This window comes from Shewanella septentrionalis (assembly GCF_025370265.1).
Lineage (GTDB): Bacteria > Pseudomonadota > Gammaproteobacteria > Enterobacterales > Shewanellaceae > Shewanella > Shewanella hafniensis.
The window spans coordinates 61770-85498 of record NZ_JAMTCC010000007.1 but is presented as its reverse complement, the minus strand read 5'-3'; the positions used below and the strand labels follow the sequence as shown (position 1 = coordinate 85498).

The 23729-nt window shown below is 44.9% G+C and carries 24 protein-coding genes; 11 read left to right on the top strand and 13 right to left on the bottom strand.

Features of this window, described 5'->3' with window-relative positions; all coding sequences use genetic code 11:
* Positions 1-6 precede the first annotated feature (6 nt).
* The gene (locus NE536_RS05625; RefSeq protein WP_261272066.1) at positions 7-2319 is read left to right on the top strand and encodes a toxin-antitoxin system YwqK family antitoxin; all 2313 of its coding nucleotides are present in this window, start codon (positions 7-9) and stop codon (positions 2317-2319) included.
* A 142-nt stretch (positions 2320-2461) separates the two neighbouring features.
* Positions 2462-3559, top strand: a complete 1098-nt coding sequence (locus NE536_RS05620; protein ID WP_063883781.1) for a calcium:cation antiporter — start codon at positions 2462-2464, stop codon at positions 3557-3559.
* 29 nt (positions 3560-3588) lie between these two features.
* Here NE536_RS05620 and NE536_RS05615 read toward each other — a convergent pair whose 3' ends face one another.
* The 5 genes from NE536_RS05615 to NE536_RS05595 form a co-directional block, all read right to left on the bottom strand.
* Positions 3589-5214 (bottom strand): rhomboid family intramembrane serine protease, encoded by a 1626-nt coding sequence (locus NE536_RS05615; RefSeq protein ID WP_261272065.1) that lies wholly within the window; start codon positions 5212-5214, stop codon positions 3589-3591.
* Between the two features lie 192 nt (positions 5215-5406).
* Positions 5407-6372, bottom strand: a complete 966-nt coding sequence (gene pbpG, locus NE536_RS05610; RefSeq protein ID WP_220592148.1) for a D-alanyl-D-alanine endopeptidase — start codon at positions 6370-6372, stop codon at positions 5407-5409.
* A 395-nt stretch (positions 6373-6767) separates the two neighbouring features.
* Entirely contained in the window at positions 6768-7259 is a 492-nt protein-coding gene (locus NE536_RS05605; RefSeq protein WP_261272064.1) for a GNAT family N-acetyltransferase, read from the bottom strand.
* 177 nt (positions 7260-7436) lie between these two features.
* Complete coding sequence (locus tag NE536_RS05600; protein WP_261272063.1) at positions 7437-8156, bottom strand: LrgB family protein; 720 nt, start codon at positions 8154-8156, stop codon at positions 7437-7439.
* A 2-nt stretch (positions 8157-8158) separates the two neighbouring features.
* A complete protein-coding gene (locus tag NE536_RS05595; protein WP_006082862.1) occupies positions 8159-8593 on the bottom strand; it encodes a CidA/LrgA family protein in 435 nt (144 codons plus the stop codon).
* A gap of 122 nt (positions 8594-8715) precedes the next feature.
* Here NE536_RS05595 and NE536_RS05590 point away from each other — a divergent pair, with 122 nt between their 5' ends.
* A complete protein-coding gene (locus NE536_RS05590; RefSeq protein ID WP_261272062.1) occupies positions 8716-9606 on the top strand; it encodes a LysR family transcriptional regulator in 891 nt (296 codons plus the stop codon).
* Between the two features lie 8 nt (positions 9607-9614).
* Here the strand turns inward: NE536_RS05590 and NE536_RS05585 are convergent, their stop codons facing one another.
* Positions 9615-10433: a hypothetical protein gene (locus NE536_RS05585; protein ID WP_261272061.1), complete on the bottom strand. Its 819-nt coding sequence runs from the start codon at positions 10431-10433 to the stop codon at positions 9615-9617.
* Between the two features lie 433 nt (positions 10434-10866).
* Between NE536_RS05585 and NE536_RS05580 the strand changes: the two genes are divergently transcribed.
* The 4 genes from NE536_RS05580 (at position 10867) to NE536_RS05565 (ending at position 13350) form a co-directional block, all read left to right on the top strand.
* On the top strand, positions 10867-11601 hold the full coding sequence (locus tag NE536_RS05580) for a basic amino acid ABC transporter substrate-binding protein (protein ID WP_261272060.1): 735 nt from the start codon (positions 10867-10869) through the stop codon (positions 11599-11601).
* A 7-nt stretch (positions 11602-11608) separates the two neighbouring features.
* Positions 11609-12289, top strand: coding sequence for an amino acid ABC transporter permease (locus NE536_RS05575; RefSeq protein WP_006085903.1), 681 nt, complete (start codon positions 11609-11611; stop codon positions 12287-12289).
* Positions 12282-13007, top strand: a complete 726-nt coding sequence (locus NE536_RS05570) for an amino acid ABC transporter ATP-binding protein (RefSeq protein ID WP_028761645.1) — start codon at positions 12282-12284, stop codon at positions 13005-13007. Before NE536_RS05575 ends, NE536_RS05570 begins: the two co-directional genes overlap by 8 nt.
* Before the next feature lie 208 nt (positions 13008-13215).
* A complete protein-coding gene (locus NE536_RS05565; protein WP_261272059.1) occupies positions 13216-13350 on the top strand; it encodes a hypothetical protein in 135 nt (44 codons plus the stop codon).
* A gap of 180 nt (positions 13351-13530) precedes the next feature.
* On the opposite strand, the gene NE536_RS05560 is transcribed toward NE536_RS05565, so the two are convergent.
* The gene (locus NE536_RS05560; protein ID WP_107402535.1) at positions 13531-14292 is read right to left on the bottom strand and encodes a hypothetical protein; all 762 of its coding nucleotides are present in this window, start codon (positions 14290-14292) and stop codon (positions 13531-13533) included.
* 181 nt (positions 14293-14473) lie between these two features.
* Here NE536_RS05560 and NE536_RS05555 point away from each other — a divergent pair, with 181 nt between their 5' ends.
* The 3 genes from NE536_RS05555 to NE536_RS05545 all read left to right on the top strand — a co-directional run bounded on the left by NE536_RS05555 (position 14474) and on the right by NE536_RS05545 (position 16643).
* On the top strand, positions 14474-14647 hold the full coding sequence (locus NE536_RS05555; protein WP_261272058.1) for a hypothetical protein: 174 nt from the start codon (positions 14474-14476) through the stop codon (positions 14645-14647).
* Positions 14648-14997: 350 nt separating this feature from the next.
* Positions 14998-15651 (top strand): oxygen-insensitive NAD(P)H nitroreductase, encoded by a 654-nt coding sequence (gene nfsB, locus NE536_RS05550; RefSeq protein WP_006082871.1) that lies wholly within the window; start codon positions 14998-15000, stop codon positions 15649-15651.
* A gap of 347 nt (positions 15652-15998) precedes the next feature.
* Positions 15999-16643 (top strand): DNA-J related domain-containing protein, encoded by a 645-nt coding sequence (locus NE536_RS05545; RefSeq protein ID WP_071940128.1) that lies wholly within the window; start codon positions 15999-16001, stop codon positions 16641-16643.
* Between the two features lie 12 nt (positions 16644-16655).
* On the opposite strand, the gene NE536_RS05540 is transcribed toward NE536_RS05545, so the two are convergent.
* Positions 16656-16778, bottom strand: coding sequence for a hypothetical protein (locus NE536_RS05540; RefSeq protein ID WP_261272057.1), 123 nt, complete (start codon positions 16776-16778; stop codon positions 16656-16658).
* Positions 16779-16938: 160 nt separating this feature from the next.
* Between NE536_RS05540 and NE536_RS05535 the strand changes: the two genes are divergently transcribed.
* Positions 16939-17694: a DsbA family protein gene (locus NE536_RS05535; protein WP_261272056.1), complete on the top strand. Its 756-nt coding sequence runs from the start codon at positions 16939-16941 to the stop codon at positions 17692-17694.
* A gap of 157 nt (positions 17695-17851) precedes the next feature.
* On the opposite strand, the gene NE536_RS05530 is transcribed toward NE536_RS05535, so the two are convergent.
* The 5 genes from NE536_RS05530 to NE536_RS05510 form a co-directional block, all read right to left on the bottom strand.
* Complete coding sequence (locus NE536_RS05530) at positions 17852-18379, bottom strand: cytochrome b/b6 domain-containing protein (protein ID WP_261272055.1); 528 nt, start codon at positions 18377-18379, stop codon at positions 17852-17854.
* A gap of 119 nt (positions 18380-18498) precedes the next feature.
* Positions 18499-19020 (bottom strand): menaquinone-dependent protoporphyrinogen IX dehydrogenase, encoded by a 522-nt coding sequence (gene hemG / locus NE536_RS05525; RefSeq protein WP_259520717.1) that lies wholly within the window; start codon positions 19018-19020, stop codon positions 18499-18501.
* A 216-nt stretch (positions 19021-19236) separates the two neighbouring features.
* On the bottom strand, positions 19237-20862 hold the full coding sequence (locus NE536_RS05520; RefSeq protein WP_261272054.1) for a di-heme oxidoredictase family protein: 1626 nt from the start codon (positions 20860-20862) through the stop codon (positions 19237-19239).
* 155 nt (positions 20863-21017) lie between these two features.
* Complete coding sequence (locus NE536_RS05515) at positions 21018-22178, bottom strand: imelysin family protein (protein WP_220592140.1); 1161 nt, start codon at positions 22176-22178, stop codon at positions 21018-21020.
* 41 nt (positions 22179-22219) lie between these two features.
* The gene (locus NE536_RS05510) at positions 22220-23626 is read right to left on the bottom strand and encodes a porin family protein (protein WP_261272053.1); all 1407 of its coding nucleotides are present in this window, start codon (positions 23624-23626) and stop codon (positions 22220-22222) included.
* Positions 23627-23729 lie beyond the last annotated feature (103 nt).

The window sequence follows — 23729 nt, the reverse complement described above, 5'->3', positions numbered from 1 at the left end:
ATCAGCATGTTCAATACCCCATTTCGCGTGATTAGCCTCGCCATTGCAGGGGCTAGCATAGTGAGTCTCCATGCGCAGGCAGCGCAAAATCTCTCCTCCATGATGGTCGAAATTCGTCAGCAAGACGGAATTCCCAGCTATTACAATCTCGCCACTGGCATGCCCTTAAATGGCGATATCGCCATAGTCCGCGATAACCAAGGATATACCTTAGGGCAATTTTCCCAGGGGATACCTAATGGTAAATGGCAAGTATTTCATACCAATAACAGCAAGCTTATCGAAGGAAACTATCAGCAGGGTTATCAAGATGGCACTTGGCGACTGTTCGATTTAAGTGGTGCAGTCACAGAGGAGCAGCAATTTACCAAAGGCGTGCCCACGGGCGAATGGAAGGAATACAACAGCAGCGGCCAACTCACCCAAACAACACACTATAAAGACGGTAAAAAAGAGCAGGTAAAACGCTTCTATGCCAGTGGCAAACTGCAAGCCCAAGAAAGCTACCTCGACAACCTGCGCCACGGTAAATGGGAAAGTTTCTATGAAAACGGCACCTTATCCCAAAGCCAAAGCTATGCAAACAACCAACTCTCCGGCCCCTATTTAGAACAAAATCCCGACGGGCAAGTTTCTGTGACAGGTCGCTTCGATGCCGAAGGCCGCCGCCAAGGATTGTGGGAAACCTTCTTCGACGATGGGACTAAATCGAGTGCCAGTCAGTTCAATCTTAATCAGCTCGATGGTGAAGAACGGACGTTTTACCCCAATGGCGAACTCGCTAGCCTCTGCCAATATAAGGCAGGGCAACGCCAAGGCAAGTGTCAGCAATTTAACGATGCGGGTAAATTACAGGTTGAAGAACAGTATGTTAATGACGCTTTAGATGGGCAACAGCAATATTTTAATGCCGAAGGAAACCTCACCAGCGATCTCAACTATAAGCAGAACCAACTTGCCGGTACGCAAAAGTATTTCTACGACAACGGCCAACTTAAAGAACTGCGCAGTTATCAAGACTCAACGCTAGCTGAAAATGGCCAATATCCTCTTCATGGACCATCGGAGCGTTATGATGCCGAAGGTAATTTACTCGAAAAAAGCCACTACAACATGGGCATTCGAGATGGGCTATTTGAGCGCTATAGCGCAGGCAAACTGCAATCTTCTGAGCAATGGCAACAGGGGCAGCGACACGGTGAATCACGCCGTTACCATAGCAACGGTCAACTGCGCAGCTTAGATGAATATGTCGAAGGTAAACTGACGGGTAAATCAGAGTCCTACTTTGAGGATGGCACTGTTAATGAGCGGGGAAAACGCATTAACGGTCAATGGGTTGGTCAATATGAATCCTTTTATGACAATGGCAAACCTCGCGAACTCGCCCATTACGCCTCAAAGAAAAAGGAGGATGCCAGCCGTTATCCGCTCGATGGCCATTTTGCCCGCTGGTATGCCAATGGCGACCCTAATGAGGAAGGCGAATATCAAAACGGCAACAAACAAGGCTTATGGATCCAGTACCGCGAAGGCCTAAAACAACGGGAGCAAACCTTTGACGATGGCAAGCTAAATGGTGACTATATTGAGTATTACCACGGACGTCGCCGTGCTGCTGGGCAATATCTCGACAATCAAAAAACGGGTCTGTGGATTGATTATCGCTACGAAGAAAAAGACCCTACCTATGGCACGATTCCAGAAGGGAATATCCAACAAAAAAGCCATTGGCAGGAAAACAAGCGTCACGGCGTTAGGGAGTTTTACAGCTTTAAGCAAGTGGTTTACCGCTCCGAAACCTATGATAAAAATGATAAAACAGGCCCGTATGCCGAATATTATCCCAATAATGGCCAGCTAAAACTCAGCGGCACTATGAATAAAGGCAATCAAACTGGGCTATGGGAAAGCTGGTTTGAGGATGGGATACAAGCGGCCAGCACTGAATTTTTAGACGGGCAAAACCATGGTCAATCGAAGGAATACTACAGTAACGGCCAACTCAAACTAGAGGCCACATATGCCAAAGGCTCGTTCGATGGTCAAGTTAAACAATATCACCAGAACGGTAAGCCACAACTCGTTGAAACCTGGGTTAAAGGCCAAAAAGAAGGCGATGCCAGCTATTATCACAATAATGGTAAGTTAGCCGAGCAAGGCACGTATCTGAGGGATCGCAAGGAAGGTCTGTGGCAAAGCTTTTGGCCTAATGGCGAAAAACGCACCGAAGGCAGTTACATCAGTGACCGAGAGTCAGGTGATTGGAATCACTATGATCAACTCGGTAAGCTGATTAAAACCGAGCACCACGGCTAACCTAGAAATGGGGTTTAGGATTAAAAAGCGATCTAGCTCAAATAATTATCCTTAACCCCAAATCTAAAAGAAGTTTCATGCAAAGTGTGCCATAACAAGTGTCTATACTAACGGCCTTTTTTTCGCTTTGGACAAACTGCCTATGAAGACATTTATGAAAGACGAGTTCGCTCTGCTACTGGGAATACTGACCTTAGTATTCTTCAAAACCGGTGGCGATAGCCTACTCGCCGATGGCACTGCGCTCTCGACCTATATTCCCGTATCACTCGCCCTATTAGGCGTTGTCACTTGGGCTATCTTCTCAGTGGTGCGCCACTCTGATGCGCTAGCAATTAAGCTTGGCGATCCCTATGGCACCTTAATCTTAACCCTGTCGGTGATATCACTCGAAGTGGTGATGATCTCCTCCGTGATGCTGACAGGAGAACCTAACCCTGTGATGGCGCGCGACACTATGTTCGCCGTGGTCATGTTGATTATCAATGGCTTAGTGGGATTCACCTTATTACTTGGCGGCTGGCGTTACCATACCCAGCTTTTTAATTTAGATGGCGTAAAATCCTATTTGGTCGTCATTATCCCCCTCGCCTTACTCTGTTTAGTGCTGCCCAATTTTACCGAAGGCGGCACTATCGGTAGCATGTCTAAAGCCATGTCTTGGATGCTGATCATTATTTCGATTCTGCTCTATGGCGTATTTTTAGTGGTGCAAACCAAGAGCCACAGCCATTTCTTTGTCGATGCCGACCATGAAGATCACGAGGAACACCACGGCATATTACGCAGTAATGCCTATCATACCGTGCTATTAATTGGTTACTTGTTGGTGGTGATTTTATTAGCAAAAACCTTAGCTATGCCAATCAATTACAGTGTCGCTACCTTAGGCGCACCGCAGGCATTAGGTGGCTTTATCGTGGCCTGTTTGATCTTGTCACCCGAAGCGGTGGGCGGATTTAAGGCGGCGTTAAACAATCAATTACAGCGGGCGATGAATCTGTACTTCGGCTCAGTGCTCGCCACGATTGCCCTTACCGTTCCCGCAGTATTAATTATTGGCGGCGTGATAGGTCAAGAAGTGCATTTAGGCTTGTCACCCGCCGACATGGTGCTGTTAATCACCAGTTTAATGGTCTGCAAGGTCAGCTTCAGCAGCGGTCGCACCAATGCCCTGCACGGCGCGACGCATATAGTGCTGTTTATCGTTTACTTGTTCTTAATGTTTGAACACGCCTAAATCTTCAAAAATCCAAAGCCGAGCGCGACTTATTTGCGTCTCGGCTTACGCTTTTTAACTGGGCTATGGCCCTCAATTTTCCGGGCCCCCTGAGCACCTCGAGCCCCCTGAGCCCGCTGAGCATAGCGCAGCGAAAGGTAACCCAACACTAACCCACTCAACAATCCGCCAATATGGGCAGCATTGTCCACTCCACCCAATAATCCTGCGACAAGACTTATGGTCACAAAAAATGCCAAGTTAATACTCAGTATCCAGTTGATATCCTGAGGGAAAATCTTTTTCCAAGCCCAAATCACGAGTATTCCTAATAGCCCCATAATGGCGCCCGATGCACCGACACTCACAGTGGCATCATACCAACAGATACTGGCGATACTCGCCAATACCCCAGTGATCAAATACGCCAAAAATAGTCGCCACTTACCGAGTACAGGTTCAAGAAAGCTGCCGACAAAAAACAAGCCGTAAAGATTCAGCGCTAAGTGGGCTAAACCGCCATGGATAAAGGTACTCGTGATTAAGCGCCACCACTCACCAGCAAGCACTTTAGGTCGAAAGTTAGCCCCCCATTCGAGCATGAAACTACCCTGTAAATTAATAAAATGTTGGCTTGACCATGCCATAAGGATAAACACTAAAACATTGAGATACATCAGAATAGGAGTTGCAATAAAACCCGGCTTGGGCCGTATCATTTCAAAAAAATCGTTAAGCTCGGCGATTGTGCCCGCATGGTTCAAACGCTTTGTAACTGTTTCAGCTTTAAGCGCTTCTTCATCCAGTTTCACCCGTAGCAAGAGCACAAACCAGACTAAAGCACCTGCAACAAACCAAATCAGCATCCAAGCGAGTTTATTGCCATTACGGGCTTCAAATGGCTCAAACTTCGGCATAAAAATCGTTGGGTATTCAGCTTGATAAAGCGGACTTTTTTCCGCTGCGCTAAGTAAGTATCTCTGCAGCGACGAAGGGGCTAACCGTTCAAGGTAAACAAACGTTTGCGGGTCAAACTTATCAAACTCACGTTGGGATTGAGTCAAAAACGCCTTGTATGCTTGTTCTTTTTCATCGGGTTCGAGTCTATTACTGATCTCCTGCTGATAAGTTTTGCCATACCAAGCTAAGACAGAAGTTCGGCGACGATCGGCGCCACTCGCAAAAATCGGCATCGCAATATAGAGCGTCATATTCAAGTGACTGTTACTTTTTCCTGTCACCTCAATATTTCGCTGCACACTAATTTGCGTCTTATCAATATAAGCTTGCTGTAACTGGTAATACTGTGTCTTTTTATGCAGATACAATTCTTGGATCGATGCTAATTGGGTTAACTGACCCGTTGCTGTTTTAAGATATTCCTGCGCAATAATGCAAGGCACAGCCACGAGCTGCACGGCGAAAAGTAGATAGTAAAAGCGTGAATTATCCTTAACAAACTTCAGCAGTTTTAGCCTTGGCCTCAGAAAAATAACCAACAAGAGCCATGACAGTATCAGCGGTAATCCCAAATTGACCAGATCTTCATCTAAGTTAAAAAACTCAAATTTAATCAACAACAGCCAATGGATTAAGCTGTAGCCAGAGATAAATAACAGGCTCATGAATAAGAAGGGAAAATAGATCAGTTGAAGTTTTTTTAGCAGAACAGCCACGCGTATTTCTTCCTTGAGTACATCAATCACTATGGTAATAATACCACGGGGAATTTACCAAAAATCATCAAGGACTTACAGTATTAAAAAAGCCAAAGGCCAGATGGATTGCTCATCTGGCCTTTGGCTTTTTAGTCTTTATAAAGCCGTTAAGGCAAGAGATATGCTCCTGCTCTACTTCTAGGTCAAAGCCTAGGTCTCACTCAACTTAGCTAATTGTTGCTGGCTACGCTGTTTCTTATATTGCTTAGCTTCGGCAGGGATCGGGGTGACTTTGCCTGTCTCTAACCAGTTACGTAAACGGTTTGCATCGGCAATATGGGTATATTTACCGTAAGCATCGAGCACCACAAAGGCCACTTGGCGTTTTGCCATTTCGGTGCGCATCACTAAGCAATGCCCCGCTTCGTTAGTAAAACCAGTTTTGGTGAGATGGATATTCCAGTTATCTTTATAAACCAAACGGTTAGTGTTACGAAAATCTAAGCTGTATTTAGGTTTAGCAAAGGTGACCGTCTTTTTCTCGGTCGAACTCAATTGGCCTAGCATAGGATAACCTTCACTGGCCTTAAGCAGCACAATCAGGTCGCTAGCACTAGAGACGTTTTTGTACGACAAACCCGTCGGCTCAACATAACGGGTATTCTTCATACCCAGTGCTTTCGCTTTGGCATTCATCGCCTTAATAAAGGCTTTATGACCACCGGGATAATGGTGAGCAAGGCTCGCTGCCGCGCGGTTTTCTGATGACATTAAAGTCAGTAATAACATGTCTTTACGGCTAATTTCACTGCCGATACGCACTCTAGAATATACGCCGCGCATTTCTTTGGTGTCGTTAATATTAACCGCTAACTTTTCGTCCATCGCCAGCTTTGCATCTAAGGTCACCATGGCCGTCATCAGCTTAGTCACTGAGGCGATGGGCACCACGGCATTAGGGTTACTCGAATATAAAACTTCATTGGTTTTAAGGTCGACCACCATAGCGCTACTCGATGCCACTTCTTGCTGTTTTGCAGGTGCTTTTTTAGCGGGTGCATTTTTGTTGGCATGTTTAGTAGTGACAGAGGCCGAATCGGCTGAATGCGCTGTCGCGGCAACAGTGAGACTGCTGCATACAAGGATAAAACTACTGAGCAGAAAACGGATCTTCATTTAGATTTCACTGAATAGATAAGGGATCGATTGTGCTATGGCACAAGGTTTGGCTAAGTATAGGAGTTCTACCGTGAAAGAAATAGAATGCAATTAGACTTTTATCTGCAAGATCAGCAGTTTCTCCTCGATTTTTCTTATGTAAAACCAGCTTAACCTGTCACTAATCTTGAATAATCAAGCGGCTAGATCCAGTCTTTTGACTTACTACAGCAACTACGTCTTTAAAAGAGAGTTTTGGCAGTAGAATCATTGGCAATAAAAATAATGAACGACTTTTTACACTTTTAACAAAAGCGGCTGCAGTTCAGGGATTTTAAGGATTGGAAGATGTGATTTATGGCGTATAAACACATTAACATACGCCATAAATACCGAGATTGAGCCGTTATAAGCTAACGTAAAACAAATTCGAGCAATGCTTCAGTATCTTGGCTCTCTTGAATTAATTGACCCGTCAGCACAAACCCGTGTTTTAAGAGGACTCGCTGGGAGGCCAGATTATGCTTAGCCACTTCGGCAAAGAGTGGCCTCGCACTCACTAAAGGCAAAAATTGCGCTAAGGTTTGGGTCGCGATGCCTTTGCCCCAGTAATCACGGTCAATCCAATATCCTATCAGCGCTTGCCCGTCACTGTGCCAATGACCTATGTTGCCCACAAACTTGCCATCGAAATCGATAGCCCTCGCTAGCACATTGACTTGTCCAAGAATATTCCCATGCCAATGCTTAAAAAACGCTTCCCGATCCCTTGGCGGAAACTGTGCAAGCTGGTTAGCAATGGGATCGCTTTGATGGGCAAAAATCGCCTCAAGATCAGTTTCTTCAACCGGACGTAGACTCACGCTTCGTTGTGTTTTTAACGGTTTATCTCGCTCATTAGACATCTGTAATCATCCTGAATACTTTGTATTTCAACTGGTACAGCATGCCATATTTAGGACGGGTCACAAGCAAAAAAAAGGGCGCATAACTGAGAAGGTGTTAGCGCCCGAAGAGGCAAACTTGCCAAAACTGAGGTGTGTCAATTCAAGCCATAAAACTCACACAATAGCATTCAAAGCCTAGATAAAGATCAAGGCAAACACAGGTGCGCCTAACACCATAGCGATACCAATAAAAATCATAGTCAAACTGGCGATAACGCCTTCTTGCTGGCCGATTTCAGTGGCTTTTGCCGCGCCAGCACCGTGGGCCGAGGCGCCCAGTGCCACACCTTTACCTAACGAAGTACGAATCCGCATAAATTTGAATAACGGCTCACACACCAGCATGCCAATCACGCCTGTGATTAACACCATCATGGCCGTCAACTCAGGCACGCCGCCAAAGGCACTAGTGGCCTCCATCGCGAAGGGCGTCGACACCGAACGCACTAGCAAACTCTTAGACAATTCCACCGGCAGAGGCACAAATTTCACCAGCAGCCAAGAAGACAGCATCCCCAGAAATAATCCCGCCGTTACACCTAACCCTATCGTCAGCGGATATTGGCGGATCAAGTTACGCTCACGATAAATCGGTAAAGCGAAGGTGATAGTCGCGGGCGCTAACATAGCCATTAACCAATGGGTGTATTCAAAATAGGTTGGCAATGGGATCTTAAGGTTAAACACCAATAAGGTAATCACTATCGGCGCTAACACTATGGGCGCTAACCACCAGACTCTGTGGTACTTATAGAGACGCTTAGCGCCGAAGTAACAAAATACCGTCAGCAATAAACTAAATAGGGCTAATCCGGTCTGCGACAACACAAAATCCACCACTCTTGAGTCAGTCATAACTAAGCTGCCTTAGCGTGGCGACGGGCCTGCTTTTTGATGTTCAGTTGGCGCTCAAAACGAAACACTCTGTCGACTACAAAGCCAGTACCAAACATCACACACACACTGCCCATCACTAAAGTGAACAATATATTGGTACCGTATTGCTCAAATAAACCTTCGTACTTAATGACCGAAATCACAGGCGGGATAAAAAACAGCAATAATTCACCAATCAACCAAGCGGCACCCAGTTGCACGGCATTTTCGGGAATGAGTTTAAAACCTAATAAAAATAAGAGTATGCCTAAGCCAATCACACTCCCAGGAATAGGAGAATGTGCCCAAGTGGCGAACCAGTGACAAGCGAAGGACAGTAAACAGAAGAGGCCGATTTGGGTTAATAACAAAGCCCAATGTCGACACTGACGTATTGCGGCTTGTGGGAATGACATGATTTTCTCGGTTAGAACAAAGTTTTCTATGGGGCTATTCTAGGCTTGCTTATTTGATAAAAAAAATGAATATTAAGAATGTAATACATGAATTTTAAGAATGCATTTAAAGGTGAAGCCCAATGGACCTCAAAGTTATTCGCTATTTTATCGAAATCGTCGATGCCGGAGGCTTTGGTAAAGCCAGCGAAAAAGTCCATCTCACCCAACCTGCGTTATCAAAAGCCGTGCGCCAGTTAGAACAAGAACTCGATCTCACCCTGCTTGAGCGCGGTAAACGCGGCACCCAAGTCAAACTCACTCCCGCAGGCGAAGTCGTTTATCGACACGGTAAAGACCTGCTCGCAGGGCGACAACGCATGCTCGCCGAACTCACGGCGCAGCGCAGCTTAACTGCGGGCGAACTCAATCTGGGATTAGCGCCGCTGGGCAGCGCCGAGATTTTTGCCCCCATTATTGCCAAGTATCGCCAGCAATATCCGCAAATTGATATGCACTTACTCGTCCGTGGCGGTGTAGAGCAAACCGCGGCAATCCAAAAGGGCGAAATTGAACTGGCCACTGGGATTATTGATTTTGATGAGGGTTATGACGGCATACGTGTGTTTAACGATCCTATGGTAGTAGTGCTGCCTAAGGAAAATCCGTTATCCACCCGACAGATACTGTCGTTTAGCGATCTCAGTGCCGACCCTCAGGTGATGTTCGAAACCGAATACACCCTCTATCAATTAGTGCTCAATGCCTGCCGACACGCCGGATTTGTCCCTAAAAACATCACCCGCGTTAGCCAAGCCGATTTCGGGATTGCCTTAGTCGCGGCGGGCACTGGGGTGATGGTATTACCGCGCTCTATCGCGCGGCGCTACAGTGTACCCGGCGTCGTGAATATCCCGTTGGCGAGTGACGAGCTGCGCTGGGAGTTATCGCTCTTTTGGCGCAAAGACCAAGTATTGTCCTTCGCAGCTCAAGCCATGATCGCCTTAGTCGAGAAGCACTTAACCCATAAATAACCCTATTCTTACCAAGGAACCACTAAGCTCAAACGCACTAGCGTATCGCTATCCCATGGCAGAATAGGCAAATACTCAGCCGAGTTAACATCGACTTTGGCATAGTGGTCTAAATTGTATTGCGTGTGCTCAGCACTCAGCATTAACACGCTATTAGGCCGCCAAAAATCGGTTTGGTAACTCAGTTCAAAGCGATATTGATTCTCTAACCATTGGTCTTCGTCTTGCCAGGTTTGTGCGGCAACCTGTATATGTAGCTTAGGCGTCACATTAGCCCCTACACTTCCCATAAAAGTATAAGCAAACGTACCATGGCCAAAATCGCCACGATCGTAACCTCGAGTTCTAGGCACATCATCATCGATTTCGAGATAATAATAACCCGCCCCCGCCTTGAACTGGGCCTGTAATGCTTGCCCATCAAAGTTAGCTGTCAGCCCAGGAAATACCTTAGCTTGTTTCTCAACCGAGCTAACGGTATTACGCTTTCCCTGTAAATCGAACTGCCAACCAAATGAAAACGCGGGATTAACACGATAAAGTTCACCGCTCGCGGCATAGGCAGACTTAAACCACACAGGGATGTGGTCAGGGTCGAGTTTATCGACATCTACGTCTATATAGGCATCCAGCGCCGCCGTCAGCAAAATATCGCTTTGGGTTTTATGTTCTAACAATAGACTCGCATTCACCCCTAAGGTGTGAGAATCCTCGACCACAAAATCATGGCTGCCTAAGCTGTAATGCCACTGAGTTTGCTCTTCGGCCTGCAGTGCACTCGATAAGCACAGGGCTAAGCACACTAATGCTGAGTTGAGATAGTTCACTTTTGACTCCTGAAACATCGTTTCTAGCTTGATAATCAAATCAGCCAGAGGATTAAACTGCATAAAATAGGAATAACACCAACTAAGGTTGCCGTTAAAGAGCGGCTAAACTAGCCAATTTAATCAAAGAATAATAGGCGATAGTTCAAATTATGACACTCTCATTGAGAAGCCGCTAATAAACACCACAGAAGTATAGATAGCCAAAAACCTAACAGTAACAATAGTTATAGACCAAAGCACAATAATTCAACCCAGAAAAAACAACTTACACACAAATTTGTACAGGAAAGCAGCGGGCCTCAATCTTGCGACTGAAAACCGCAAAATAGAAATGAATTTTTAATCAAATTAACAGCATAATTATTGACACTTAATGCTCATCTGCCTATAGTCGCCACACTGATAGTGAAATCGAACAAGAGAGTCTTAAATGAAAAAATCCATGTTATTAGGCGGCCTGACCTTAACTGCCACCTTGTTGTTAGCTGGATGCGGAAAAAGCGATGACGTGTTAGTCGTTGGCACCAATGCCGCCTTCCCTCCTTTTGAATATGTTGGCGGCCAAAGTGGCGATGAAATCAAAGGCTTTGATATCGATCTGGCCAAGCAAATCGCTAAAGATGCGGGCAAGACACTGAAAGTCGAAAACATGAAATTCGATTCACTGATCGTCGCACTCAACTCAGGCAAGATTGATTTTATCGCCTCAGGTATGACGATAACCGCTGAACGTCAAGCAAACGTAAATTTCTCTGAGCCTTACTACGAAGCGACTCAAGTGGTACTAGTCAACAAAGATAACGATAGCATTCATACGCTTGAAGATATTAAGGGCAAACACTTTGCGGTGCAGTTAGGCACCACCGCTGACATTATGTCGAAAAAATACACCCAAAATATCACCGCCTTTAATACGGGTTTCGAAGCCATTATGGAGCTTAAAAATTCAAAGGTAGATTTAGTGTTATTCGACAGCGAACCTGCCGCTAACTATCTGGCTAAAAATCCTGAATTAAAGATGATCAAACTGGATTTTCCTGCTGAGTTTTATGGTTTCGCCGTGTCAAAAGAGCAGCCTGAACTGTTGGCGAGCATCAATAAAACACTGGCTAACATGAAAGCTAACGGCCAATATCAGACGCTCGTTTCTGCCCATATAAAGTGATATCAGCATGATAGACGCAATTAATACCTCGCTGTTTAGCCCGATTGGCGAAGATGGCATGATAGGCATACTGCTGATATTAAATGGTTTGAAAGTGACATTAATCGTCACTTTCTTCGCCATGTTATTAGGCGCAGTGTTAGGCATTGGCACCACCTTTATGAAGATGTCGTCTAAGTGGTATATCCGCTTTCCCGCCAATCTTTATGTCGGTGTGATCCGTGGCACCCCAGTAGTTGTGCAATTAGTGATCCTTTACTTCATCGTGCTTTCAGCCTTAGATGTCGATAAGATCACCGCCGCCATTATCGCTTTTGGTCTCAATAGCGGCGCGTATATTTCTGAGATAATCCGCGCAGGGATTCAAGCCGTTGATAAAGGTCAAACCGAAGCAGCCCGTTCACTTGGCTTGTCCCAAGCAATGACCATGAAGTCGATTATTCTGCCCCAAGCGATTAAGAATATTCTGCCCGCACTTGGTAATGAATTTATCGTGCTCCTCAAGGAAACCGCCGTCATTGGCTTTATCGGTGGTGTTGACCTTATGCGCGCCGGTGAAATCATCCGTAGCCGTACCTTCGAGGACAGTGTGCCCTTATTTACCTGCGCCCTTATTTACCTATTCCTGACCTACAGCTTCACGTTTGTTCTGTCGAAATTTGAAAAGAGGTTGAAACAAAGTGATTAAAATAACCAACCTGCATAAAAACTTCGGCGATAACCAAGTGCTCAAGGGCATTAGCGAGCATATTCGTCAGGGCGAAGTAGTGAGCGTGATCGGTCCAAGCGGCAGTGGCAAGAGTACCTTTTTGCGCTGTATCAATCTGTTAGAGCAGCCAAGCCAAGGCGATATCGAGATTGAAGGTCAATTGATCACAGCGCCAAACGCCTGCGTCGATAAACTGCGGCAAAAAGTGGGCATGGTGTTTCAAAACTTTAACCTGTTCCCCCATAAAACCGTCATCCAAAACATCACCTTAGCGCCCATTAGTCTAAAACTGATGACGCCAGCTCAAGCCGAGACCAAAGCCCTCGACCTACTGGCACAGGTTGGTTTAAGTGACAAAGCCAATGCCTACCCCGCCAGTTTATCGGGCGGCCAAAAGCAAAGGGTCGCCATTGCCCGCGCATTAGCGATGGAACCAGACTTGATGCTGTTCGATGAGCCAACATCGGCACTCGACCCAGAAATGGTTGGCGATGTGCTCGACGTGATGAAAGATTTAGCGCTCAAGGGCATGACCATGGTGATTGTCACCCACGAAATGGGGTTCGCACGGGATGTATCCGATCGCGTGATCTTTATGGACGGCGGTTATGTGGTCGAATCTAGCCCACCCGATGAACTATTTAGCCACCCGAAAGAAGCCCGTACCCAAGCGTTTTTAAGCAAGGTACTGCGCTAGCTGAAGCGGATTCAGTTCAATCCATCATTGGAGGCAGCGGCGGATTGCCATCTTGCATAACTCTCTGGCTTGCCTTTTTAGTACTAGCGTAACCAGTAGATTTAAAAGAGATACGTAACCCACTTTTAGACAGAAGCACGTAAAAAAATAGAGGGTTAGTACGACTAAATGACTTGTTACTTGGTAACTTAAATGCTGGCTCCTACGGATGGGCGAGCCATGGCATTCGCTCATCGACTCGCAGCAAGTCCATCCGTGGATGCTCGACCGCCCCGTCCTTGGGGCGGACGGTCGTCTCGCCAATCACCATGGCTCACCTTTTTGGCATTATCGTAATCTGTAGATTTAAAAGCCTTACGCAGCACGCTTTTGGACAAAACCTTGTTAGGTTGTTAGCTCTTATTGATGTGTTTAGCATTAAAATTTCTATGGGTTAACGCATCAATCAGATAGAGCAAAAAATAGTTGGTTAAAAATAGCGTTTTTTCTTCGAGCAAAAGGTTAAGTATTTCCGACTACCTGATTATGCATTGGTGCCTTTGACCACAAGATAACCATCACAAAAACCATTACCATTGGTCAGCAAAGGAATAGTTTTTCTCTCAGTTTGAATATGTCTAAAGACCTGATTTGAAACGTTATGACACATTTTTAGCATCTGTCCAGATAAAGTATCTTTATCTTTATCAGATGCGTAGCAAAATTTTAGCTGTGATGGTAAATAGTGATCTTTGAAGTATGGAAGCTCACCTGAGTTAAATTTAGATAGCGAATCCTTTTCGCTATCTACTACTATAGCCATTACGCCTTTACCGTTATCAAATGGAACTTTAATCTGCTTTTCTATTACAAGGTGCCAACCGATAATTTCTGGATTTATATCTTTGCTAGGATTAACTATTACATATGAAATTAGATGATGAAAAGGCACACCATCTATAAATTTATCAAGTTTTCCTGGCACATGGTAACAAGTACAGATACTGAGATTCTTTCCATCATATTCTCTAGAATTGGTATCAATACTAATTAAATATTTATACTCTTTAGTTAACATCGTATCGACATCTAGAGCGGCAAAATTTCTATGTGCCTGAACACTACTCAAAATCTTAGGTTTACCAGAGTTTCTCTCATAGCTTCGCTCAACTCTGATCGAATTTGGATCAGCTTCAGGTAAAATAAAAATATCTCGTTCTTTATCATAAATAAAATTGATTTCTGATACATTTTCTTTTGTAGTAAATATGCACATTTCCTTACGCGATTTTTTATCTGTACTCACTTATTTCCTACTCCGTACTAATAAAGCATAAGAAGATGAGGCTATCTGAATAGACACCAATACAGTAGCAACTTTGAAGCATTACTAAAATTTGGTCAACAATCATGTCCCAGAATCTGCCAACAAACTATGCCGAAACAAGAAATGGGGCAATAGCTTTTTAGCTAAACGAACAGCAGAAGTGTTAGTTAAGATTGGCATTGTTGCAACTGTGACCGTTGGCGGCATGGATGCCGTCGTCGAGCCCTCAGGGACGAGTTTATGGCGAGTCACAGGGGAAACAATGACAATGACAATGACAATGAATGCTGCACAACTGACAACAAAGTTATCTTGCTTTGGGGCAAAACAGTGACAATAAATTCAGGATTACTAAAGGTTCCTTTACCTCGGCTTTGGAGGGTTAATAGCCATTCAACTAAGGCAGCTAAAGCTTTGCCCTAATCTTTGCTGCCAGCATCTGTCCCTGATATTTATCTATAATTTCCCTACAATTGAAATCGAGCTTCAACGGTAAAGACACCGATTCCCTATCCAAAATATCAATTAAACGACTTAGCGTTTTACTCCTTTTTAGCGTTGCATCGGCACCCAGTTTCAAAAATTTTTTGAAACTAATACCTGTCTTGATCACATTGTTTTTTACTTGAACCTGCTTAAAATGCTGCCATTGAATTTGTATTCCTGATGATTTGGAGCTGTTACATGAGTGATTTAAGTTTCTTCGCCAAAAAACGTTACACCACTAAAGCCTTTGATCCAACAAAGACGATTCCAGCGGAAAAAATTGCAGACATCAAAACCCTACTGCAATTCAGCCCCTCGTCAGTTAACTCACAGCCTTGGCATTTTGTATTAGCAAGCACGGCCGAAGGTAAAGCTTTAATCGCCCAAGCAACCGAGAATTATGCGTTTAATACCCAAAAAATCCTCAATGCTTCCCATGTGGTGGTGCTCTGCACTCGCACTCAATTAGATGAAGCGTATTTGCTGCAAATCCTTGAACAAGAGGAAAAGGATGGCCGCTTAGCTAATGAGGAAGCAAAACAAGCCCAGCATAATGGCCGTTCATTCTTCGCCAATATGCATAAGTTTGAGATGAAAGATGCCCAGCATTGGATGGAGAAACAGGTCTATTTAGCGCTTGGCACCTTAATGCTCGGTGCAAGTGTATTAGATATTGATGCGTGTCCGATCGAAGGTTTTGATGCCACTAAAATGAATCAAGTCTTAGGCTTAAGAGAACAAGGTCTATGCGCCTGCGTAGTTGTCGCCTTGGGTTATCACGCAGAAGATGATTTCAACGCTAAATTGCCTAAATCTCGCCTAGAACAAGAGGTGATTTTCACCGAAATCTAGTTCTACCTCTTAAGTGAGCAATCAGCATGCCCTTGATTTGATGTGATATAAACAAGGGCATATTTTTTAGCGCAGTAACCCGCTTCAGCAACAACATCCTAAAACCTGTCTGCTATTAACGACTTATTTGCACAAGAAACCATCTAAAGTAGGAGTAAACCACCATGGTATTGCTCTAAAATTCATCTTTGCCTACACTTTGCCTCTATGGCATGATTTGCTGCACAGTCCAGAACGGCATAGCTTAGTGGATCATCGTTTATCGTCATTTCGAGTCATCTTTTTTGCAGCCCAGCGGTTTTATCGGCGCATTGGTCACACTCACAATTTAGGATGGGACAGTCAGTATGTTATTTGCCAAACCCTCGCTCACTGAAGAACCTCAATCGATTCGAGTTGCAAACACTAAGGGCGATAACCCACTGATTTGGCCGTTACTCACGGTTTTACAAGCCTCGAACCAAAGTTGGAAAATCCATCACTTAGCCACAGAATTACAAACTCAAGGGCTGATCCACCAGCTTGATGAAAATCCGGGTAACGATTTATTCAAACGTAACTTCCTGCTGATGAACGCCTTGTTTGAACTGCAAGAAATATTACTGCCAAAGCAATGGCTGCAAGTCAAAGCCATGGAAATCCAAATCTTCCGCTTAGTCCCATCGAACGTTAACCTGCTGATTATGCAAGATACGTCCCTGCGTGAGTATTATCTCGATTGGAATAACTACGATACCAGCGAAAACGTAGTGCGTGAATTGCTTGAGGCCTTCTGGAGCAATTATAAGAGCTATATTGGCTTAAATATCAATCTGATGAATAAGGGTAATGCACTGCGGGTTTTCGAATTAGACGAGAGTGCTACCGCCCGTGATATCCGCAAGCAATGGCGCCGTTTAGCGCTCAAGTGGCACCCAGACAGACCCGAAGGTGATGCGGCGCGTTTTCGCGAAGTGTGTGAAGCGTGGCAGTCACTAAGGGACATTGCCTAAGCATTTTTCTCTTTAGCAATCAGTTCCTGTCTGTACGTTCTGCTGTGCCGCTAAGGCAAGGCTAAAGCAAATCTTAGGTAAAACTTCCATTGGGATCACAGATTTAGCCCAGTCGCGACGGGCCAATTCAGTCATAATTAAGCCTTTCCATTTAACCTGAACCTATGCGTTACGCTGGCATTTTGGCTAGCTAAACTTCTAGATTGAAGCTCACTTTATGGCTTCTGTTGGCCGTTAAATCGACGATACCCACAACTGACACAGTGAATTCAATCCCACCGAATTTGAGGAAACTATGATTAAACAATTAGCCTTGGCTGTAACCTTAGCAATTGCGCCCTTGAGCAGCTTTGCCGCCAATTTTGTTGAAGGCACACACTACACTCAAATCTCGGCAAAAGCGCCTAGCAGTGAACCTAAACTCACTGAATTCTATTCATTTTATTGCCATAACTGCTTCAATATGGAAACCAACTATTTGCCAGATATCAAGGCAAACCTCAACAAACAGATAAGCTTCGACAATAAGCATGTCGACTTTATGAATAGCGATATTGGTACCGAAGTGATGCGCTCTTTGTCCGTGATCCAAAGCCTTGATAACAAAGATGCCTTAACCCATGCCATGTTTACCGCAATCCAAGGTGCTGAGGGCGCAAACGGTCACGATCACAGTGCACCAGGCCATCAACACGAGCCGCAAATTAATAGCCGTGATGACATCAAAAAAGTCTTCGCCCAATTTGGCGTTGATGCCGCTAAATACGACGAGTTAGCCGATAGCAAAAGCACTGATGAAAAGCTGGCCCTGTGGCGCACTCAGCAAAATGAATTCAAAATCGACAGCGTACCCGCCTTTATCGTGAACGATAAATACGCAGTAAACTTAAACAGCATCAAAACCTTAGATGAGTTGATTGGGTTAATTAACTATCTTGCTGTTGAGAAAGATGCCGCAGCTGCTAAAACCTCATCGGGTGGCAGCCTAGGCTGGTTATTTTTAGTCTTCGCCGCCGCAATTGGTGTGACACGTAAGCAGCGTCTTAGCTAAATCCAGACACAAGCGTTAAAGCAAGGAACCGTCAGCATAAAAAATGGCCTCCAAATTAGGAGGCCATTTTTATTCGCATTCGAAACACGCTTGCAATATAAGAACTTAATTCAATCGCCTATATAAACACAGTCATTTAGTGTTATTTTCCAATCTGTTATTGGCGAATGAAATCGAGAATATGACTCGCCGCCAAGATTAAATGTACGATCAAGAAACCGATAAAAGCCTGCGCAAAAATTTGATGATAACCGCGCCACGCCAGCGCCGTTGGCGTCCCTTGAACAACAAACCAAACGAGACCCGTAATCCCAGTCGCCACCAGCAACAGCATGCCTATACCTTCGATGGCACTAAATAACCCTTTGCCGCCTGCGACGGGGAATTTGCCTTTTGTGAGTCCAACCATATCCTGTTTTAACTGCGCCCAATCGCCAGCTAGCCAACCAAAGTACTGGTGCCATTTGCCATGCAAGGTATTGCTGAGCAAGAACAATATCCCCAGCACTGCGCACGCTAAACCTAGATACACATGCAAATAATCCCAAAAACTGGCGTTATCGGGTATCCGTCGGCCCATAAAAATCCATGGGCTGGCACAGACGAGTAAACTGCTCGATATCACAATCCACACATGCAGATACGCCATCATGACTCGGAACAAGGAGCTGAGTTTACTCATCATATTTTTCATCCTACTTAATGCTTCCTTTGCCCTTTGCGATGAATGCATTCGTGACGGCTTAATGAGCGCGAATAAAGTGGGCTAGGGGCAAAACGCGGCGCCGCGATTTAATGCCAAACTTAGGCGCGATGGATCTGCTCACCAAAATCAGCCACTTTCTGCCAATCCGTGTATTCCACATTCGTAACAGGATCCGTAGGTCCTTTAGTTAGCCACATGATGAAACGGATAATATTTCTATCTAAGGCGTTATAGCCTTGATAGTTCAAGTTACCACCAAAAACTCGTAATAACTGTGGCCGCCAAGTGGTTTTACTTAAGAATGCCTGCATATAAGGATTGGTTTCTGGGGTATTTTTCTCAGGTTTACGCGCGACTAAACTAACGGAGAAAAAACCGCTGACCTTATCCGTCAACACAGCTTGATGTTTTTCAATAAATTCGTACAAGCTAGGATTATGTTTACCATGGCGAATACTGGCGCCAATGATGATTTTATCGAACTCAGCGAGTGCAGGAACAGCCTTGATATCGGCGGTAACCACCTCATTGTCCAAGGCCGTTAACTGCTGCGCGAGCTTAGTTGCAATTTTTTGGGTCTGGCCGTGAACACTAGAATAAATGATGAGAATTCTTTTCAATTTAGCCTCGATTAATCCCAAGTAAAATAACCATTAAGATATTTCATATTAGGTGATTTACCCTGCAATTTACATGAAATAGATCACGGGCTTAGCCCCAAACCACTCAGGTATATGCGGTAGTTTTAGCAAGCTCACAAAAAAAGGCAAACCCTGAGGTTTGCCCATACTGAGATACACTAAACAGGATGAATCGACAAATCATCCTGTCACGCCTTACAAAGACATTAGAAATGCAATGACTTGTTCACGTTCATTTTTAGATAAATTCATGAAGGCAACTTGACTCTTTTCAGCTTCACCACCATGCCACAATATCGCTTCTTCTAGAGTTGCGGCTCGTCCATCATGTAAGAAACCGGCTTGAGGATTAACCGTCTGAGTTAAACCTATACCCCATAGTGGCCTTGTACGCCATTCGCTTCCCGAGGCTAAAAAGTCTGGTCGGCCATCGGCGAGCCCTTCGCCCATATCGTGTAATAATAAATCAGTGAAGGGATATATCTTCTGTCCTTTTAAGCTATCACTCATGGCTCGTCCACCAATGTCGCCACTCGTTTTAGTGGTATAAGAGGGCACATGACAAGCGGTACAATTAAGTTGAGTGAATAATCTCGCCCCCTCTCTTACATTCGGTTGAGCAACATTCCGCCTTGCAGGAACGGCCAAGGTTTCAGCATAAAAAACAACAGCATCACTGAACTCAGCTCCGACTTCAGGCGCACCATTTTCATCTGCCCCTGTATCAATAAAACCAGTTCGAGTGAGATAAGCATCGTGTAGCGACGTACCTTTGATACTTTCATCGGGGAATAGAGGATTAGTTATGCCAATATCGCCACGCAGTGCACCTAGGGATTGTACACGCACACTTGGGGTATTCGCCTTCCAACCAAAACGGCCTAAAGACACAGGTTCTGGATCGCCCGTTTGTGCCTTCACAGCATCAAACACATAGTTCGCGCGGCCAGAAATACCGTCATGATTGGCATCATTTTCATCAACATGTTGCAAAATATCCGCTGCCGCAATTGCTTCGAGTAAACCTAAGCCAAAGACTGGCATGCCATTACGCCATCCCATTAACACATCGTCTTGCAAAAGATTTGAGGTCAAATTGGGGCTTTGCTTAGTTTCGCCGGGCGCATCATAGGGGTTTTCCACTTCAAATAGCGGCTTCTTCAATAAGACTTCAGTACCGTCTGGGTAAGTCACTGATTTTGTATCATAGGATAAGTAAACATCCGCTTGCCCAATAAACTGATTCTGTTGCCAATCACTACGTGCTTGCAGTACGCCTCGATGAAACAGTTGTCCACCGAAATCAGGTACTGGAATGGGTGCACAATAATCATTACTCACGTCGCCTTTAATACAGGTATCGTTGGCAGCCTTACTTATCCGCAAAAAGATGCCCGCATCCGATCCTAATTTAACTCGTGTCTGGCCCGTGCTGACTTGCGGAGTCGAGTTACGTCCATCGCGTTGATGGCATGCATTGCAGTTAGCATTATTAAATACAGGGCCTAAACCATCTAACTCAGGGTGTTCAGCGTTTGGCGCCGTGGTAAAAGAAGTCTCAAAAAACTTATCGCCCGCCATGTGCAGCGCAAGTTCAGTCGCTGTTAGATTTACCGATGGTGTAGAGAAACCATGTCCTGAATTACCTGCATCAAAGGTTGTCGTTGCGCCGCCGCTGGCAGTGATATCCGTATATTCAGGATAAACAATGGGTTCAGGTATGGGTGTATCAGCATCTTGTGCATCGCCACTGCCACCACAGGCGCTCAGCTGTAAACAGCCAATGAAAAATGCAGGTACTAAAACGTGTCTGTTATTCATCAAAAATCTCACACAAATAAAATGACAAAGCAGCAACTATGCAATTGCATCCTTGCTGCTTAAGACATAACTCACCAAACGGGTTCCGTCGTTTAGCGTCATTTCATGACAATGCCAAGAACCTCTATCGCCTTAGCATTGCTCTGAATATGAAATTAAGATTTCCAACGAGAAAGTAATGGTATGACATCAGACTCAAGTGTGGTTTTCAGCTTGGTCAAGGCATCCACAGCCACTTGAATTCGCGCCCTTCCCGCATCATCTTTAATCGCTTGGCGGAAAGGCTGTTGATTGCTGCCAGCAATAGCGCGGATCTTGATAATGGCATCATCGATTTCACTGCTAACACGTGTCGCTAAGTTCGCATCGGCAGCGGCCACGAAGTTAATGATGCCCTGACGATCACTGTTACCAGTAAACTCTCCTTGATATACATTTCGTACACCAATGATGTTATTGGCAAAGTCATCTAATGAGTTCCAAGAATATTGCGACTCCACCTTTGAAGTATCAGCGGTGGCAAGGGAATCACCAAAGGGATCAGCAATCTTACCGTTACCGACCTCATCGACAATCGCGATCATGCCATTGATCAACTCTTCAACTACAGCCAATTGCGATGAGTAAATAGTATTGCCTGCTACACCGGGATTCTTCAGCAACTCAGCGTAAGGTTTAGCGGCAGCATCTTGCGGATTGTGGTTTATCTGCCAAGCATCGTCGAGCTGCTTAGTGTAATCACGGAACACTTCGGCCAATGCAATGAGATACTCACGTTCTTTTGCTGTCAACTGACTGATAGGTTTAGTATTACCATTCACACCATCGCCGAATAATAAGAATTCAATGGTATGAAAACCTTGTACATCATCGTTCCAGCCCTTAATCGTCTCAGCATCAAAACCTGAATTAGAATTTAGCTGTGTTTGTAGATCGGTCGTATTAAGCGGCCAGCTATCAAGATGTGGATCGATACTGAGTGAGTCTACTGGGCCAAAAATATGTGATTCACCTTGCTCCCATGGTAAACGTGCCGCTTTCCACGCAGCTTGAGCTGCGTCTAAATCCGCTTGGGCTGTTGAGTTAGTGAGCTTCTGAGTCGCCAGTAAAAGTGCTTCCGCTTTCGCGGCTAAGTCCGCATAACCAGCCACGATAACGTCATCGGTCAAGTTAATGATCATCTCAGTGGCGGCGTAACTAAAGCGATTATCCGGTGTAGTTGGTGTTGTGGGCGTTGAATCATCCGATCCAGAACCACCACAGGCAGCTAAGGTACTCATAAGGGCGATGGCTATTGCCGTTTTACGTAATGTCATAGTGCTTAATGTCCTATTTGTTCCATCAAAAGTGAATGTGACTAGAGCGAAAATTGATAACCCACGCCAAGGGCGAAGAAATTAGTATCCGGAATGCTCGCGACGGCTACTTGTTGTAAGCCTGCTTCCGCTTTAATCACTATCTGTGGGATAGGAAAATAGTTAATGCCGACACTGGTCCAAGTATTTTCAAAACGCTGAGTCGCCGTGCCTGTTTCGACTTCCATCAAAGGATTGGAATAATCTATGTTGGCAAAAACGGTTAACGGAAGAGAGGTGAAATGATTCAAATCGATGCCCGCTTCAACAAAGAAGGCCTGTGACTGCGATCCTAGCTGTGCGAAGTTACCTGGCCTTAAGCCTGGCGTTGTTTTATTGGCTTGGGTAATGACATCGCTGTCGCTTAAGGTGCCGTAGAGATACTGACCGCGTAAGATCCAAGGACCTTCAACATAAGCCGCGGCGACTGACACTATGCTAACTGTGCCATCCACATTGATTTTATTACTTTTATGACGATTACCACTGGTATTGCCATAGTAGTAAGCGACACCAACGGCGGAACCTTTTTTAAAGTTGCCGTAATCTAGACGTCCTGCAAATGCTAAATCGTCGCCATTAACATGCTCGAATCGTTTTTGATGACCCGATGCAGCCCAATCATAGGTTCTAAAATATTCTGAATTGAGACCACTGATAATTTGGGCCTGATAGTGGAAATCGGCCATTTCACCATATATTCCGATACCGTTTTCATTCCAAACGGCGGGGATCATGGCGGCTTCGCTTCGATGACGCATCACGGTAAGATATTGATTTGGTTTGTGCAGCATACTGGTCAAGCCAATAGGAACATGGATATTACCAAATTTAATCCCAAAGGCTTTAGACGGACGATAACGCAGCTCGGCCTTTTCAATCATCACCTCACCGCCAGCTTCGACTTCAGTTTCAAATTCACCGAACTCATCAAAACCATCGTATTCTAAGGCGACGCCTGTGCCGCCATGTTCATACTCTATTTCGACTTCCATGCTCCAAGCATCGGTAAATTGATAGCCGAACTCAGTGACAACGCGCTCTAAATCGAAACGATTACGGCGCTCTGGTGTGGTGTCTTGGACGTTATCAAAGTACTCATCACTGGTATAAACGGCGGTACCGTAGGATTGAAATGAAAACTTGCTAAGTTTATCGGCGGCGGTTTCAACACTATCTACCGCGACACTGGTCTTAGTTTGATAGTCTGCCTGCTGAACTTGCTGCTGTTTCTGTTGCGCAGCTAATTCTGATAACTGCTGCTTTAATTCTTGTAATTGAGCCTCTTGCCTTGCGATAGCCTGCTCTAAAATCGCAGGGTCCGTCGCTGCCTGTGCAGTGCAATTAACCCCACCTATGAACGCAGTGACCAAGATGGCCAGTGAACTCAACTTTAACTCTGCTCTCATTTCTTTCTCCGCGCTGTGTAACAGCTTCCCCGTAAATGCGCGAACAAAATAGATCAATTGAGAATGATTTGCATTAGAATTTACAATTAAATTTACAAACAAA

Coding starts and splice junctions, on each gene's coding strand:
- NE536_RS05625 (WP_261272066.1), top strand. CDS start 7: ATGTTCAATACCCCATTTCGCGTGATTAGCCTCGCCATTGCAGGGGCT.
- NE536_RS05620 (WP_063883781.1), top strand. CDS start 2,462: ATGAAGACATTTATGAAAGACGAGTTCGCTCTGCTACTGGGAATACTG.
- pbpG (WP_220592148.1), bottom strand. CDS start 6,372: ATGAAGATCCGTTTTCTGCTCAGTAGTTTTATCCTTGTATGCAGCAGT.
- NE536_RS05605 (WP_261272064.1), bottom strand. CDS start 7,259: ATGTCTAATGAGCGAGATAAACCGTTAAAAACACAACGAAGCGTGAGT.
- NE536_RS05600 (WP_261272063.1), bottom strand. CDS start 8,156: ATGACTGACTCAAGAGTGGTGGATTTTGTGTTGTCGCAGACCGGATTA.
- NE536_RS05595 (WP_006082862.1), bottom strand. CDS start 8,593: ATGTCATTCCCACAAGCCGCAATACGTCAGTGTCGACATTGGGCTTTG.
- NE536_RS05590 (WP_261272062.1), top strand. CDS start 8,716: ATGGACCTCAAAGTTATTCGCTATTTTATCGAAATCGTCGATGCCGGA.
- NE536_RS05580 (WP_261272060.1), top strand. CDS start 10,867: ATGAAAAAATCCATGTTATTAGGCGGCCTGACCTTAACTGCCACCTTG.
- NE536_RS05575 (WP_006085903.1), top strand. CDS start 11,609: ATGATAGACGCAATTAATACCTCGCTGTTTAGCCCGATTGGCGAAGAT.
- NE536_RS05565 (WP_261272059.1), top strand. CDS start 13,216: ATGGGCGAGCCATGGCATTCGCTCATCGACTCGCAGCAAGTCCATCCG.
- nfsB (WP_006082871.1), top strand. CDS start 14,998: ATGAGTGATTTAAGTTTCTTCGCCAAAAAACGTTACACCACTAAAGCC.
- NE536_RS05545 (WP_071940128.1), top strand. CDS start 15,999: ATGTTATTTGCCAAACCCTCGCTCACTGAAGAACCTCAATCGATTCGA.
- NE536_RS05540 (WP_261272057.1), bottom strand. CDS start 16,778: ATGACTGAATTGGCCCGTCGCGACTGGGCTAAATCTGTGATCCCAATG.
- NE536_RS05535 (WP_261272056.1), top strand. CDS start 16,939: ATGATTAAACAATTAGCCTTGGCTGTAACCTTAGCAATTGCGCCCTTG.
- NE536_RS05530 (WP_261272055.1), bottom strand. CDS start 18,379: ATGATGAGTAAACTCAGCTCCTTGTTCCGAGTCATGATGGCGTATCTG.
- NE536_RS05520 (WP_261272054.1), bottom strand. CDS start 20,862: ATGAATAACAGACACGTTTTAGTACCTGCATTTTTCATTGGCTGTTTA.
- NE536_RS05515 (WP_220592140.1), bottom strand. CDS start 22,178: ATGACATTACGTAAAACGGCAATAGCCATCGCCCTTATGAGTACCTTA.
- NE536_RS05510 (WP_261272053.1), bottom strand. CDS start 23,626: ATGAGAGCAGAGTTAAAGTTGAGTTCACTGGCCATCTTGGTCACTGCG.